The organism is Dyella silvae (assembly GCF_026421305.1).
In the GTDB taxonomy this organism is placed as follows: domain Bacteria; phylum Pseudomonadota; class Gammaproteobacteria; order Xanthomonadales; family Rhodanobacteraceae; genus Dyella; species Dyella silvae.
Map to the genome: position 1 here is coordinate 1 of NZ_JAPJBQ010000003.1, position 14,733 is coordinate 14,733.

Here is a 14,733-nt window from a genome sequence, read left to right on the forward strand (position 1 = left end):
CGGGCGGGTTACGGGGTTTTTCGACAGGACATCCCTGTCCTGTCGAAAAACTGGCCGGCATCCATGCCGGCCACCCTGCGGGCTATTCCTCCACCCGCCCGCCGCGCCATAGGGGCCCGGAGGTCAAAAGCCAAAGCCAAAGCCAAAGCCAAAGCCAAAGCCAAAGCCAAAGCCAAAGCCAAAGCCAAAGCCAAAGCCAAAGCCAAAGCCAAAGCCAAAGCCAAAGCCAAAGCCAAAGCCAAAGCGGCGCGCGCCAGAAGCCACACCTGTGGTTTTCCCGTACTTATGGCCTCCTTGTAGGAGCGCACTTGCGCGCGACAAGCCTGCGAAGCGGTGTCGACGTGATGCTGCGGTCGCGCACAAGTGCGCTCCTGCAGAAAGAACGCCAGACGAATGGTGACGCGATGTGCCGCGTGAGCGGCACGAGCCGTGTGCTTTTGATCTGCGGGGCCCCTGTGCGGCGGTGAGGGTTGGACGATCAGGCCCGCAGGGGGATCGGCATGGATGCCGATCCCTTTTCGTCAGGGCAGGAAGCCCTGTCGAAAAGCCCGGCCAACCCTCACGGACTTGCCGGGCTAACAGCCCGGCAAGCGCCAAGCGGGGTGCTCTTTCTTTTGGTTACTTTTCTTTGAGCAAGCAAAGAAAAGTGACCCGGCGATCGGCAGATCGTCGGAAGCCCGCCGCAGGCGAGCACGGTCGCGGCCGCGTCGAAAAGTGCAAAAGCGTAAAGCTGGAGAATAGAAAAGTTACCGCGAGCACCCACCCCTCACCCCAACCCTCTCCCCGGAGGGGAGAGGGAGAAAAAAGCCGGTGCGCCCCGAGCGCCACAAAACACACTCCCTATCCCGCGTCAGGAAGCCGCTGCCACCAGCGTCGAAAAACCGACAGGCCACCCCGTTGGCGCCCCGCCAACACCCCGCAAACCCAACAACCACGCGCCCTGCGAGCCCCTCGCAAAACCGTGGCACGCAAATTGCTCAAACCCATCCCGCGGCCCTCGCCGCAGGAGTGAGCGATGAGTTCCATCAACGACAACCTGTTCGGTTTGCACACCCAGGCACTCGATCTGTGGCAACGCCGCAGCGAAGTGCTGGCGAGCAATCTGGCGAATGCGGACACGCCCGGCTACCTCGCGCGTGATGTCGATTTCAAAAAGGCGTTGTCCAGCGCCAGCGGCCAGAACGAAAGCCTGCCGATGGCCATCACGCAGCAAGGCCAGATCAATCCGCAGGCACAGGCGGCCGATCAGCTCGCGTATCGCACGCCGGGCTTGCCGACCATGGACGGCAACACCGTCGATACGCAGGTGGAACAGGCGAACTTCGCCGCCAACGGCGTGCATTACCAGGCGAGCCTTTCGTTTATCACCGCGCAGATTCACATGCTGCGCACCGCCATCACCGGAGGTCAGGGCTGATGTCGATGTTCAAGATATTTGATGTGGCCGGTTCGGGCATGGCAGCGCAGTCGCTGCGGCTCAACACCGTGGCCAGCAACCTCGCCAATGCCGACAGTGTGTCGAGCACGCCTGAGGGCGCCTATCGCGCAAAGGAGCCGTTGTTCGCGGCGGTACAGCGCGCGCTCGGTGGCGCCAAGAGTGCCGAAGGCGACAGCGCTGTGGGCGTGCAGGTGAAGGGTGTTACTGAAAACCAGGCCGATGTGCAGGCGCGTTACGAACCGGGTAACCCGATGGCAGATGCCACCGGTTACGTCTATGGCAGCAACGTCAATCCGATCGATGAGCTGGTGAACATGATCTCCGCTTCGCGTTCTTATCAGAACAACGTCGAGGCGATGAACACGACCAAGCAGCTGATGATCAAGACCCTCGACCTCGGCAAGTAAGCCGGAAGGTAACCACGTGTCCACTATTCCAGGCACCAGCAACAACACCACGACGAACACCAGTACGTCGAGCGCCAATGCGGCGCTGTCCAACACCATGACGCAGGCCGACTTTCTCAAGCTGATGACGGCCCAGCTCAAGGCGCAGGACCCCACCAATCCCGTCGATAACTCGCAGTTCGTCTCGCAGATGGCGCAGTTCAGTCAGCTGTCGTCGACGCAGCAGCTGGATACCGACCTGCAGTCGCTGAGCAGCAATATCAATGCGGCGATGCAGACCTCGCAGGTGTTGAGTTCGTCGAATCTGGTCAATCGTCAGGTGATGGTGCCTTCGAACACGATGAGTTTCGACGGCACCGACAGCATGCGTGGCGCGGTCAATGTCACAACAGCCACCAGCGTCACCGTGCAGGTGCTTGATGGCAACGGCAATGTCGTGCGCACCATGCCATTGGGTGCGCAAAGCGCAGGCCTTGCCCAGTTCAGCTGGGACGGCAAGGACGACAACGGCAACGTGGTGTCCGGCGGCAATTACACGTTGAAGGCAACCAGCGGCACCACGTCGCTCGACACCTATGTGGCGGGCACGGTGACTGGTGTGGGTTACGGCGGTAGTTCAACGGGAACTTACTTGCAGGTATCGGGCGTGGGCGGCGTGCCGCTCAACCAGGTGGCACAAATTCTGTAAACGCTTCACGCGTTCACCTATCACGAGGAACCGAACATGGCACTCAATACGGCGCTCAGCGGCATCAACGCAGCCCAGTCCGATCTCAACGTCATCGCCAACAACATCGCCAACGCCAACACCACCGGCTTCAAGGGTTCGCGTGCGGAGTTTGCCGACATCTACGCGGTGACCGGCCTCAATCTCAATTCCACTGCGGTGGGCAGCGGCGTGCGTCTGGATAAGGTGGCGCAGCAGTTCAGCCAGGGCGACATCCAGACCACCAACAACAGCCTTGATCTCGCCATCAGCGGCAACGGGTTCTTCGCCGTCAACAACGGCAGCGGTGTGAATTACACGCGCGCCGGTGATTTCCAGAAGGACCCGAGCGGTTACGTCACCACGCCGGACGGCTCGCGTCTGCAGATCTATCCGCCGAACGGCGTGGGTGGCTTCGACACCAGCACGCTGAAGGATCTGAACCTGGTGACGGCGCAGAGTAACGCCACCGCGACCTCGCTGATCACCATGACCTCGAACCTGCCAGCCAGCGCGAGCGTGCCGGCCAATCCGTTCAGTACCAGCGATTCCACCAGCTACAACGCCGCCGCACCGGTGACGGTGTACGACTCGCAGGGTGGTTCGCACCAGGCCACGATCTACTACGTGAAGACCGGTACCAATACCTGGAACGCGAATCTCTTCATCGACGGTCAGAACGCCGGCACGCAAGCGATGACCTTTAACGCCAACGGCAACCTCGCCACGCCGGCCAATGGTCAGCTCGCATTCGGCGCTGTGAACCTGGCCAACGGTTCGTCGCCGATGACGGTATCGCTCAACGTCACCAACACCACGCAGTTCGGTACCGCGTACTCCGCCGGCACCATCGCGCAGAACGGCTTCGAGGCCGGCACGTTGTCGAATATCGACATCGACAGCAAGGGCGTGGTCACCGCGTACTACTCCAATAACCAGAGCACGCAGATTGGCCAGGTGGCGATTGCCAACTTCGCCAATGTGCAGGGCCTGCGTCAGATGGGCAACACCACCTGGAGTGCCAGCACGGATTCCGGCCCGGCAGTGATGGGTACCGCCAGCTCAGGTCAGTTCGGCACGCTGCAGTCGGGCGCGCTGGAAAGCTCCAACACGGCCGATACCACCGCGCAGCTGGTGAACATGATCCAGGCGCAGCGCGACTACCAGGCCAACGCGCAGGTGTTGTCGACCGACAACACGCTGGCCTCGGCGCTGTTTAACGCTGTGTCGCGCTGATAAGCCGCCATGGATCGTTCCGTCTACGTAGCGATGACCGGGGCAACGCAGATCATGCGTTCCCAGGAAGCGGTGAGCCACAACCTGGCCAACGCTTCCACGGTCGGCTTCAAGAGTCAGCTCTCCGCGTTTCAGAGCGTGCCGGTGCTGGGCGACGGCCATGCGGCCCGCATCAACGCGGTGGCGCAGGGTATCGGCCAGGGCAGCGGGCAGGGTTCGCCGATCAATACGGGCCGCTCACTGGATATCTCGGTGCGCGGCGCGGGTTTTATCGCCGTGCAGGCGCCGGACGGTTCAGAAGCGTATACGCGTGCAGGCGATCTGCAACTCACCGCCGATGGCGCACTGACCGACTCGCGTGGCAATCCGGTGATGGGCGGTTCCGGTCCCATCACCATTCCGCCGGCCACGGATATCAGTGTCGGCTCCGACGGCACCATCTCCACGGTGCCGCAGGGGCAGGGGCCCAACTCGGTGTCGCAGATCGACCGCATCAAGCTGGTCAATCCCGACGTGGCGCAGATGACGCAGAACGGCGACGGCCTGATGCACATGGCCGACGGCAGCACGGCAGCGATGGACGACACCGTCACCATCGCATCCGGCGAACTCGAAGGCAGCAACGTCAATCCGTCGGCCGAGCTGGTGAAGATGATCGCGCTTTCGCGCCAGTACGACATGCAGGTGAAGTCCATCAAGACCTCCGAGGACGACGCCGATTCCAGCCTCAAGCTGATGCAGGCCAACTAAACCTCTTAGTGGAGTGACCGATGTTTTCTTCCTTGTGGATCGCCAAGACCGGCCTTGACGCACAGCAGACGCGCATGGACGTGATCTCCAACAACCTGGCCAACGCCAACACGACCGCGTTCAAGAGTTCGCGTGCGGCGTTTCAGGATCTGATGTACCAGAACAAGGGCCAGCCCGGCGGGCAGACCACCGAGCAGACGGTGTCGCCGTCGGGCCTGATGCTGGGCACTGGCGTGCGCGTGGTGGCCAACGAAAAGTTGTTCACCGAGGGCAGCATCACGCAGACCGGCAACTCGCTGGACGTGGCCATCCAGGGCCGCGGTTTCCTGCAGGTGAGCATGCCCGATGGCACCGTGGCCTACACCCGCGACGGTTCGCTGCACACCGATCCCAATGGCCAGCTGGTGACCTCGGAGGGCTATCCGCTGGAGCCGGCCATCACCGTGCCCTCGAACGTGCAGAGCCTCACCATCGGCAGTGATGGCACGGTGTCGGCCACCACCACGGCGTCCGCCGCACCGCAGACGCTGGGCACCTTGCAGCTTGCCGATTTCATCAATCCCTCCGGCCTGCAGCCGACGGGACAAAACCTCTACGTGGAAACCGCATCCAGTGGCGCGCCGCAGACGGGTCAGCCGGCACTCAATGGCATGGGTTCGCTGCTGCAAGGCTCGCTGGAATCGTCGAACGTCAACGTGGTGGCCGAGATGGTCAACATGATCGAGACGCAGCGCACCTACGAGATGAACTCCAAGGCGATCAGCAGCACCGACCAGATGCTGCAAGACCTGACCGACAAGATGTGAGCATGACCATGGCGTCCTTCCGCGTGCTTCCCCGAATCGCACTGGCACTGGCCATCGCCACGCTGGCAGGTTGCGCCATGCCAGCGCCGCGCGATGATCACAAGTGGGCAGCCACCATGCCGGTGGAGCAAACCGCGACGCGGCCGTCCGATGGCGCCATCTACCAGGCCGATCAGGGCATGGAGCTGTTCAACGACGCGCGTGCGCATCGGGTGGGCGACATCCTCACCATTTCCCTGGTGGAGAGCACGCAGGCGTCGAAGAAGGCCAGCACCAACACCAGCAAGAAGGACACCACCAACATCGGTGCGCCGACCATACTCGGCCACACGCTGAAAGTGGGCGGCAAAGTCGCGACCATCGGGACGACCGGCGATCGCAGCTTCGATGGCGCAGGCGACAGCAGCCAGAGCAATCAGTTGAACGGCTCGATCACCGTCACCGTGGCGCAGCGTCTGTCCAACGGCAATCTGCTGGTGCGCGGCGAAAAGATGCTCACGATCAATCAAGGGCAGGAGTTGATCCGCATCTCCGGCATCGTGCGTCCGCAGGACATTCTGCAGGACAACAGCGTGCCTTCCACGCGCGTCGCCGATGCGCAGATTGGCTACACAGGCAAGGGTTCGCTGGCCGATGCGAATACGCAGGGCTGGCTGTCGCGCTTCTTCAATTCCAAGTGGATGCCGTACTGATGAACGCCCGGACCGTGCAGCGTCTGCTTGCGTGCAAGTTGGGTGGCCTGTTGTTGGCTTTCATGTCGCTGGCTATGGCGACGCTGCCCGCGCCGGTACATGCCGACAAGATCCGCGACCTCGCACAGGTGGGCGGCGTGCGCAGCAACCAGCTGATTGGTTATGGCCTGGTAGTGGGCCTGGATGGCAGCGGCGACCAGACCACGCAGGCACCGTTTACTACACAGAGCCTGGAGAACATGCTGGTGCAGTTCGGCATCACCGTGCCGGCCAACGTGCGCCCGCAGCTCAAGAACGCCGCCGCAGTCACCGTGACGGCGCAATTGCCGCCGTTCGCCAAACCGGGTCAGACCATCGACGTCACGGTGGCCTCGATCGGTAACGCCAAGAGCATCCGTGGTGGCGAACTGTTGATGACCCCGCTGCGCGGTGCAGACGGCAACGTCTACGCCATGGCGCAGGGCAGTGTGGTGGTGGGTGGTATCAGCGCGTCGGGCAAGAGCGGCTCCAGCGTGCAGGTGAATATTTCGGCGAGCGGTCGCGTGCCCAATGGCGCGTCGGTCGAACGCGCGGTCGCCTCGTCGTTCTCCAATGGCGGCGATCTCATGCTCAACCTCAACACGGCCGACTTCACCACGGCCACCCGCATCGCCGAGGCGGTCAATCGCACCTACGGTGCCGGCACGGCGAGCGCCGTCGATGGCGGCACGGTGGCGGTGCGCGGTCCGCTCGATCCCAGCCAGCGTGTGGCGTGGATGGGCGCGATCCAGGGCATTGACGTGACGCCGGGCGATGCGCCGGCGCGCGTGGTGGTCAATTCGCGTACGGGCACGGTGGTTATCGGTGCGGAAGTACGCGTGACGCCGGCGGCGGTGGCGCATGGTTCCATCCAGGTCACCATCACCGAAACGCCGCAGGTGAGTCAGCCCATGCCGTTCAGCCACGGCGGCCAGACGGTGGTCGTGCCGCAGAGCGACGTGCAGGTCAGCGAAGACGGCGCCCACATGTTCAAGTTTGGTCCGGGCACCAATCTCGACACCATTGTGCGTGCGGTGAACCAGGTGGGCGCGTCGCCGACCGATCTCATTTCCATCCTGCAGGCGCTTAAGCAGGCCGGCGCATTGCACGCGGAACTGGTGGTGATCTGATGGCGATCACCGGCGATGCCGCCAACAGTCTGAATACCTGGACGGATCTGTCCGGGTTTCAGTCGTTGCGGCAGAGCGCGCAGAGCGATGCCAAGGCGGCCTTGCCTGCTGTGGCCAAGCAGTTCGAGTCGATCTTTACGCAGATGATGCTTAAGTCGATGCGCGAGGCGAGCTCGGGCGATGGCCTGTTTGACAGCGAGGCGGGCAACGCCTGGCGCGACATGTTCGACCAGCAGTTGTCGATCCAGCTGTCGCAACATGGCAATGGCCTGGGCATTGCGCAGATGCTGATGCGGCAGCTAGGCGGCGCGACGACCAGCGGCGCGGACAAGGCAAACCTGGCCGGCGTCGATGACAGCTGGCAGCAACGTCTTCGCTCCGTGGCGGGCAAAGCGCGCGCGGCCGGTGACAAAGTGCTCAAGTGGTTGCCGGAGGATGCGCAGGACTTTGTGCGCCAGCTCGCGCCATATGCCCAGCAGGCCGCCGACAAACTGGGCGTCTCGGTGCGCGCCGTGCTGGCCCAGGCCGCGCTGGAAACGCAATGGGGGCAGCACATGCCCACCCACGGCAACGGCGATACCAGCAACAACCTGTTCGGCATGAAGGCCGGTAGCAGCTGGGGCGGCGCCAAAGTCAGCGTGCCCACGCTCGAATTCGAAGATGGCGTGCCGGTTCGCCGGAACGCCCAGTTCCGCTCGTATGACAACCCGGGCCAGTCGTTTGCCGACTATGCCCAGCTGATTGCGGACAACCCCCGCTATGCCAAGGCGCTCAACCACGGTGAAGACGTGGTGGGCTTTGCGCGCGGACTGGTCAATGGCGGTTATGCCACCGACCCCTCGTATGCGCAAAAGATCGTGGCGATTGCCAACAGCCCTGCGATGCGTGACGCACTCGACGCTATCGGGCAGGCAGCCCTAAAGAAAGTCGGCCAGAGGCCGAATCCCTCCGAGTGATCTGTCCCGGAATGACTTATGTCTAGCCTGCTCAACATCGGTGCCTCTGGCCTCAACGCCGCGCAAGTGGCGCTGTCGACCGTCGGCAACAACATCAGCAACGTCAATACGCCCGGCTACAGCCGGCAGTCGGTGCTGCAGACCGAGAACATCTCGCCTTCCGGCGGCAACGTCACCATCGGCAGCGGCGTCAACGTGCAGGCCGTGCAGCGTGCCTACAGCGACTTCCTCACCAACGCGTTGTGGAACAGCAACTCGGGCGTGCAACGGGCGACCACGTACAACAACCTCACGACCACGCTCAACAGCACGCTCAGCGCCAGCGGTAATCTGCAGAGCGCGCTGGACAGTTTCTATGGCGGCTTCAGTACCGTCGCCAACACGCCGGGCGTGGCATCGAGCCGCCAGTCGCTGCTGGGCAGCGCCGGTTCGATGGTTGCCGTGTTCAATACGCTGGGCCAGCAACTGCAGGCGCAGCAAGGGCAGGTGAACAGCCAGATCAGCAGTACGGTCAACAGTATCAACAGCGTGTCTGCCAGCATTGCGGACCTCAACGCCAAGATCCGCGAAGCCGGCAAAAACCCGCCGAACGACCTGCTCGACCAGCGCGACAGCATGGTGCAGACGCTGTCGGGGTATCTCGGTGTTTCCGCCAATGCACAGCCGGACGGCACCCTCAGCATCTACACGACCAGCGGCCAGGCCTTGGTCAGCGGCGACAAGTCGTATGCCTTGTCGACCGGTAACAACGCGTATGACAGCTCGCGCACCGAAGTGCTCGACACCACCGGTACCGTCGTCAGCTCCAAGCTGAGCGGCGGCACGCTCGGCGCGTTGCTCGACTACCGCAGCAATGTGCTCGACAACGTGCAGAACCAGCTCGGCCAGGCCGCCGTGGGTCTGGCCAGCAGCGTCAACCAACAGCAGTCGATGGGCCTGGATCTCAACGGCAAGCAGGGCGGGCCGATGTTCAGCGTGCCGTCGCCGGCGGTACTCGCCAGCAGCGCCAACAAAGGCAGCGGCGGCGTGACGGCCAGCATCACCGACGCCACGCAGCTCACCGCGTCGGACTATGTGCTGAGCTACAACGGCGCCAGCTGGAGCTTGCAGACCACCAGCGGCCAGAACGTGGCGATGACGGCGAATGCCAACGGCACCTATTCCGCTGACGGAATGACCTTCAGCCTTTCCGGTACCGCGCAGGCGGGTGACAGCTTCCAGATCCAGCCCACGCGCCAGGCGGCCACCGGCCTTGCGTTGACCATGACTGATCCCCGTGGCATCGCGGCAGCGGCAGCGCTCACTTCGACGGCGGCAGCCGCCAACACCGGCACCGGCAGTATCGGCTCGGTGACCGTTCAGGACCCGACCAATGCCGCGTTGTTGAACAACGCCAAGCTGAGCTTTCCCACGGCAGGCACCTATCAGGTCACCGACAGCACCGGTGCGGTGCTGTCCAGCGGTGCCTATGCGCCGGGGCAGACCATCAGCGCGAATGGCTGGAGCGTGACGCCTTCGGGCACGCCTGCCGCGAACGACAGCTTCACCATCGGCATCAACAGCAACGGCCTCAACGACACCAGCAATGCGCTGTCGTTGGCCGGGCTGGCGAACAAGGGCGTGGTCAACGGCGGCTCGCAATCGATCATCGCCGCGTACGGCACGCTCACCACCGCCATCGGTACGGTGGGCAGTCAGGCGCAGACCAACCTCACCACGCAGACCGCGCTCTACAACCAGGCGATGTCCGCCCAGCAGAGCGTGGCCGGTGTGAATCTCGACGAAGAGGCTGCCAGCCTGGTGCGTTTTCAGCAGGCTTATCAAGCCTCGGCGCAGGTGATTTCAACCTCGCAGACCATCTTCAGCAGCCTGCTCTCCGCGCTCAACGGATAAAAAAACCATGCGTCTTTCCACCAGTTGGATGTATCAGCAATCGCTCTCGAGCATGCTCAATCAGCAGAGCACGCTGGCGAATACGCAGAATCAGGTTTCCACCGGCAAGCGCATCAACGTGGCCTCGGACGATCCCGCTGGCGCTGGCCAGGTGGTGAGCCTCAATCACGTCATCGCATCCAACTCGCAGTATTCGAGCAATATCGACAGCGCCACGACACGCCTCAACACCGAAGTGAGCACGCTCTCTTCGGCGAACAGCGTGCTCGATACCGCGCGCACGCTGGCGTTGCAGGCCGTAAACGGCACGCTGTCGAGCAGCGATCGCGCCAGTATCGCCAGCCAGCTCAGCCAGATCCGCGATCAGATGGTGCAGCTGGCCAACACCACCGACAGTAACGGCAATGCGCTGTTTGCCGGCACCAGCACCACCACGACACCCTTTCAGGTGGGCACGAATGGTGTGGTCAGCTATGTGGGTAATGGCAGTCAGCAACATGCCGCCGTGGGTTCCGGGCTGCAGATCGCCACCAGCGATTCCGGCGCCGGCCTGTTCATGAATATTCCTGCCGGCAACGGCTCGTTCACGGCGAGCGCCGGTAACACGAACACCGGTACCCTCGTGGTCGGCAGCAACAGCGTGACCGATCTTGCCGCGTGGAACAGCACCAAGGCGGCGAGCGGTGGCGGCTACACCATCACCTTCGGTGCCGCCGGTGCCTGGACAGCCACCGATGCCAAGGGCAATCCGGTGCTCGACAGCAGCGGCAACCCCGTCACCGGCACTTATCAGGATGGCGGGGCCATCAGCTTCAACGGCATGACCATCAGCATGAGCGGCACGCCAGCCACCGGCGATACGGTGTCGGTGAGCACGGGTGGTCAACAGGACATTTTCACCACGCTGAGCAACATGATCTCCACGTTGCAGAGTGGCGCCAGCGATACAACCTTCACCAATACGATGAACCGCCAGATCGAATCGATCGATCAGACGCAGGCGGCCATCAGTTCCACGCAGGTCTCCATTGGCGGACGCCTGAATACGCTCACGCAGCAGCAGGGCGCGTATCAGGATCTCAACGTCACCTATCAGTCGGCGCTGTCCGATGTGCAGAGCGTGGATGCCTATACCGCGATCAGCAACCTGTCGTTGCAGTCGACGGCGTTGCAGGCGTCGCAGCAGGTCTTTGCGCAGATGAAGTCGATGAGCTTGTTCAACTATTTGAAGTGATAGTGCGTGATCCAACGCTCGTCATTCCGGCGCAGGCCGGAATCCAGTAGCGACCATGTGCGGTTTTCGCGATACGCGGTCCATGGGCTTTCCGCTACAACCGACAACTACGGGTACTGGATTCCGGCCTGCGCCGGAATGACGAGCGAGAAGGGCTCCTTGGCTTTGATAGATGAGAGGTCTGATTGGCGTGGCAACATGCGTCGCGTCACCAAATGGAGTGATTGGCTCAAGTAATCGCGCTACAGGCCGAAAAGCTCCCTGAGGCGGATGGCATCCCACGCAGTGGACCTTGCCGCCGGCACTAACAAAGCCAATCCAACCGGCCACCGGTTACGTAGGAGAAATTCATGTCTCTCGCTATTAACACCAACATCTCGTCGCTGAACGCGCAGAACAACCTGACCAAGTCGCAGAGCGCCCTGGCCCAGGCCACGCAGCGTCTGTCGTCGGGTCTGAAGATCAACAGCGCGGCCGACAACGCCGCCGGCTTCGCCATTTCGCAGCGCTACACCACGCAGATCGGTGGCTTGCAGCAGGCCAGCTCCAACGCCAGCGACGCCATCAACCTGGCGCAGACCGCCGGTTCCGCCCTGGATCAGGTCACCGCCAACCTGCAGGCCATCCGTGACCTGGCTGTGCAGTCGGCCAACGGTACCTACACCTCGGCTGACCGTTCCTCGATCGACCAGGAAGTGCAGCAGCGCCTGGCTGAAATCACCCGTATCGCCAACCAGACCACGTTCAACGGTTCGAACGTGCTGGACGGCTCGATGAAGACCAAGAGCTTCCAGATCGGCGCCAACGTCGGTCAGACCATCTCGGTCAGCCTGGGCACCAGCGTGAAGTCGAGCGCCATGGGCCAGGTTTCCGAAGTGACCTCGGGCGACATCGGCACCGTTACCCTGAAGGCTGGCGACCTGACCGTCGGCGGCACCTCGGTGGCCGCGGGTACCTACAACGCCACCACGTTGGCTACGGCCATCGCGGCTGCCGGCGGTGGTGGCGTCACGGCTGCTGTCCAGGCGAGCGGCGAAATCAAGATCAGCAACTCCGGCGGCGCGGCTGTGGCCATCGGTGGCGCCCAGGCTGCCACGCTCGGCATGCCGGCCTCGGTGGCTGCGGCGGGCAATGCCACCTCCACCGGTGTCGTCGGCGGCCTGACGGGCCTGCCGAGCCTGGCTGGTGAAGGCTTCAGCATCAACGGCACCTCGATCGACCTCAGCAACGCCAAGTCCCTGCAGGACGTGTCGGACGCCATCAACGCAGCGGGTATCGCCGGCGTCAGCGCCGCGGTGAACGGTGCTGGCAACGGCGTCAACTTCTACTCCGCGGGTGCCCTGACGATCGCCGACACGGGCGCAAACATCATCGGTGCCAATGCCAAGGACGCGAACGCGGGCACGACCTACACGGCAGGTAACGCTGCATCTTCCGGCGGTTCGCTGGGCGCTGGCAACGTGACGTCGGTGGACTCGGCCAATGACCTGATCTCCCGCGTCGACGTGGCGCTGAAGACGGTCAGCGACTTCGCTGCCCAGCTGGGTGCGGTGCAGAACCGCTTCCAGTCCACCATCTCGACGGTGGCAGCGCAGACGACCAACCTGCAGGCTTCGCAGTCGACCATCCGCGACGCTGACTTCGCGGCTGAGACGGCCAACCTCAGCAAGGCCAATGTGCTGCAGCAGGCGGGCATCTCGGTGCTGGCGCAGGCCAACTCGAACCCGCAGCAGGTGCTGAAGCTGTTGCAGTAACGGACGCAGGCCAGGACGCGGCTCTCCCGGGTCGCGTCCAGCTCGGCCGGTAGTACGACCAGGCGGGTTGCTTCGTGCAGCCCGCCCGGTGTTTCGGGAGCTTCCGGCAAAGCCCTCATGCGTGAGGGTTTTGCCGGGGGCTCGAGTCTTCCGCGACGACGGAACCACTTCGGGAAACTGACAAGGCAGCGCAATGACGACGACCAGCAGCACCAGCGGCAGCAGCCTGAGCTCCTTGCTCAACCAGTTGGGTACGAGTACCAACTCAGGTGGCAGCACGTCGGGCTCTTCGAGCGGCAGCTCCACCAGCGGGACGTCGTCGGGCAGCAGCTCCGGCAGCTCCACCATCAGCTCGGCTGGTCTCGCCTCGGGTCTGGACGTCAATGCGATCGTTACCGCGCTGGTGAATGCGCGTAAGGCTGCCTCGCAGCAGCAGATCACCACGCGCACCACGCAGACCAACAATCTGCTCACTGGCCTGTCGTCGCTCAACTCTGCACTGAGTGGCATCCAGACCGCGCTGGCAACGCTGACCTCGGTCAATACCTTCAACAGCTTCAACGCCACACTGACGCCCGCCTCCGGCAGCAGCAGTATCGGCTCGACCAGCACGATGTCCAGTGCGCATCCCGGCACCTATACCGTGTCGGTGAGCCAGCTGGCGACGGCGCAGAAGCGCGCAAGCACGGCCTATGCGACCGGTACCGCCGTGGGGCAGGGTACGCTCGCCATTACCGTGGGCGCGAACACGATGAACGTGGCGGTATCCGCCACCAACACGTTGTCGGATATCGCCAGTGCCATCAACAGCTCGTCGTCCAACCCGGGCGTCACGGCCACCATCGTCAATGGCGTCAATGGCCAGCAGTTGATGCTGAGCTCGAGCAAGACCGGCGTGGCCAACGGCTTTTCGGTTAGCAGCGACGCCACCAGCAGTAGCGGCCTTTCGTCACTCGCCACCACGCTCAACACGGCTGGCAGTAATGAGGCGCAGGACGCGAAGCTGACGGTGGATGGCATCGCCGTCACCAGCGCGTCCAACACCGTGACCGGCATGATGGATGGCGTCACGCTCAACCTCACCGGCACCGGCACCAACACGCTGACCGTGGCGCAGGACAACACGGCCGCTACCAACGCCATCCAAGGGTTCGTCGACGCATACAACAGCTACATCGGCACCACCGCGCAGCTCTCCAGCTTCGATAAGAACACCGGTAATGCCGGTGTGTTACTGGGCGACACCACGCTGACCTCGGTGCAGCGGCAGATCAATTCGGTGCTCAGCGGTTCGGTGAAGGGCAACAGCTTCGGTACGCTGGCCAATCTCGGCATTACCCGTAATCCGGATGGCACGCTGAACCTGGACAACGGCAAGCTTGCGACGGCCCTCCAGTCCAATGCCAGCGCAGTGAAGAGTCTCTTCACCGGTACCAACGGCTATGCCACGGTGTTGAACAAGACGATCAGCGGCTACGCGTCCGCCAGCGGTACCATCGCCACGCGCATGAACAGCCTCAACAACACGTTGACGCAGATCGGTCAGCAGCAGACCGCACTCAATGCCCGCATGTCGACGTACCAGTCGCAACTGCAGGCGCAATACACCGCGCTGGATACGCTGATGTCCACGCTCAACAGCACCAGCAGCTACCTGACGACGCAGCTGGCGGCGCTGAACAACTCCAATTCGAAGAATTAAGCCAGGTAACG

At 63.0% G+C, this 14,733-nt stretch carries 14 protein-coding genes; all 14 read left to right on the forward strand.

Translation table 11 applies throughout. The features are described from left to right. On the forward strand, nt 1-300 hold a 300-nt coding region (locus OQE56_RS08395; protein ID WP_267223428.1), incomplete at its 5' end, for a hypothetical protein. 715 nt (nt 301-1,015) lie between these two features. Then, nucleotides 1,016-1,417: a flagellar basal body rod protein FlgB gene (gene flgB, locus OQE56_RS08400; protein WP_267223429.1), complete on the forward strand. Its 402-nt coding sequence runs from the start codon at nt 1,016-1,018 to the stop codon at nt 1,415-1,417. After that, nucleotides 1,417-1,845: a flagellar basal body rod protein FlgC gene (gene flgC, locus OQE56_RS08405; protein ID WP_267223432.1), complete on the forward strand. Its 429-nt coding sequence runs from the start codon at nt 1,417-1,419 to the stop codon at nt 1,843-1,845. The genes flgB and flgC overlap by 1 nt, the downstream gene beginning before the upstream one ends. Nucleotides 1,846-1,861: 16 nt before the next feature. Beyond that, nucleotides 1,862-2,533 (forward strand): flagellar hook assembly protein FlgD, encoded by a 672-nt coding sequence (locus OQE56_RS08410; protein ID WP_267223434.1) that lies wholly within the window; start codon nt 1,862-1,864, stop codon nt 2,531-2,533. A 36-nt stretch (nt 2,534-2,569) separates the two neighbouring features. Next, nucleotides 2,570-3,787: a flagellar hook protein FlgE gene (flgE, locus tag OQE56_RS08415; RefSeq protein WP_267223436.1), complete on the forward strand. Its 1,218-nt coding sequence runs from the start codon at nt 2,570-2,572 to the stop codon at nt 3,785-3,787. Nucleotides 3,788-3,796: 9 nt separating this feature from the next. Further along, the gene (gene flgF, locus OQE56_RS08420) at nt 3,797-4,537 is read left to right on the forward strand and encodes a flagellar basal-body rod protein FlgF (protein WP_267223438.1); all 741 of its coding nucleotides are present in this window, start codon (nt 3,797-3,799) and stop codon (nt 4,535-4,537) included. 20 nt (nt 4,538-4,557) lie between these two features. Further along, nucleotides 4,558-5,343, forward strand: a complete 786-nt coding sequence (gene flgG / locus OQE56_RS08425; RefSeq protein ID WP_267223440.1) for a flagellar basal-body rod protein FlgG — start codon at nt 4,558-4,560, stop codon at nt 5,341-5,343. A gap of 8 nt (nt 5,344-5,351) precedes the next feature. Next, nucleotides 5,352-6,035, forward strand: coding sequence for a flagellar basal body L-ring protein FlgH (flgH, locus tag OQE56_RS08430; RefSeq protein WP_267224329.1), 684 nt, complete (start codon nt 5,352-5,354; stop codon nt 6,033-6,035). Between the two features lie 62 nt (nt 6,036-6,097). After that, nucleotides 6,098-7,183 carry a flagellar basal body P-ring protein FlgI gene (locus OQE56_RS08435; protein WP_267224330.1) on the forward strand — a complete coding sequence of 362 codons (1,086 nt, stop codon included), beginning with the start codon at nt 6,098-6,100 and terminating at the stop codon, nt 7,181-7,183. After that, nucleotides 7,183-8,139 (forward strand): flagellar assembly peptidoglycan hydrolase FlgJ, encoded by a 957-nt coding sequence (gene flgJ / locus OQE56_RS08440; RefSeq protein ID WP_267223441.1) that lies wholly within the window; start codon nt 7,183-7,185, stop codon nt 8,137-8,139. Before OQE56_RS08435 ends, flgJ begins: the two co-directional genes overlap by 1 nt. An 18-nt stretch (nt 8,140-8,157) precedes the next feature. After that, entirely contained in the window at nt 8,158-10,032 is a 1,875-nt protein-coding gene (gene flgK, locus OQE56_RS08445) for a flagellar hook-associated protein FlgK (protein WP_267223443.1), read from the forward strand. A 7-nt stretch (nt 10,033-10,039) separates the two neighbouring features. Continuing rightward, nucleotides 10,040-11,266 (forward strand): flagellar hook-associated protein FlgL, encoded by a 1,227-nt coding sequence (gene flgL / locus OQE56_RS08450; protein ID WP_267223445.1) that lies wholly within the window; start codon nt 10,040-10,042, stop codon nt 11,264-11,266. 350 nt (nt 11,267-11,616) lie between these two features. Further along, nucleotides 11,617-13,020 (forward strand): flagellin N-terminal helical domain-containing protein, encoded by a 1,404-nt coding sequence (locus tag OQE56_RS20080; protein ID WP_323748570.1) that lies wholly within the window; start codon nt 11,617-11,619, stop codon nt 13,018-13,020. 193 nt (nt 13,021-13,213) lie between these two features. Continuing rightward, nucleotides 13,214-14,722 (forward strand): flagellar filament capping protein FliD, encoded by a 1,509-nt coding sequence (fliD, locus tag OQE56_RS08465; protein WP_267223447.1) that lies wholly within the window; start codon nt 13,214-13,216, stop codon nt 14,720-14,722. The last annotated feature ends 11 nt before the right edge of the window (nt 14,723-14,733 follow it).

Excerpts from the sequence above, each read along its gene's own strand:
- flgB (WP_267223429.1), top strand. The coding sequence starts at position 1,016 with ATGAGTTCCATCAACGACAACCTGTTCGGTTTGCACACCCAGGCACTC.
- flgF (WP_267223438.1), top strand. The coding sequence starts at position 3,797 with ATGGATCGTTCCGTCTACGTAGCGATGACCGGGGCAACGCAGATCATG.
- OQE56_RS20080 (WP_323748570.1), top strand. The coding sequence starts at position 11,617 with ATGTCTCTCGCTATTAACACCAACATCTCGTCGCTGAACGCGCAGAAC.
- flgJ (WP_267223441.1), top strand. The coding sequence starts at position 7,183 with ATGGCGATCACCGGCGATGCCGCCAACAGTCTGAATACCTGGACGGAT.
- OQE56_RS08435 (WP_267224330.1), top strand. The coding sequence starts at position 6,098 with ATGTCGCTGGCTATGGCGACGCTGCCCGCGCCGGTACATGCCGACAAG.
- flgH (WP_267224329.1), top strand. The coding sequence starts at position 5,352 with ATGGCGTCCTTCCGCGTGCTTCCCCGAATCGCACTGGCACTGGCCATC.
- flgG (WP_267223440.1), top strand. The coding sequence starts at position 4,558 with ATGTTTTCTTCCTTGTGGATCGCCAAGACCGGCCTTGACGCACAGCAG.
- flgE (WP_267223436.1), top strand. The coding sequence starts at position 2,570 with ATGGCACTCAATACGGCGCTCAGCGGCATCAACGCAGCCCAGTCCGAT.
- flgC (WP_267223432.1), top strand. The coding sequence starts at position 1,417 with ATGTCGATGTTCAAGATATTTGATGTGGCCGGTTCGGGCATGGCAGCG.
- flgL (WP_267223445.1), top strand. The coding sequence starts at position 10,040 with ATGCGTCTTTCCACCAGTTGGATGTATCAGCAATCGCTCTCGAGCATG.
- flgK (WP_267223443.1), top strand. The coding sequence starts at position 8,158 with ATGTCTAGCCTGCTCAACATCGGTGCCTCTGGCCTCAACGCCGCGCAA.
- fliD (WP_267223447.1), top strand. The coding sequence starts at position 13,214 with ATGACGACGACCAGCAGCACCAGCGGCAGCAGCCTGAGCTCCTTGCTC.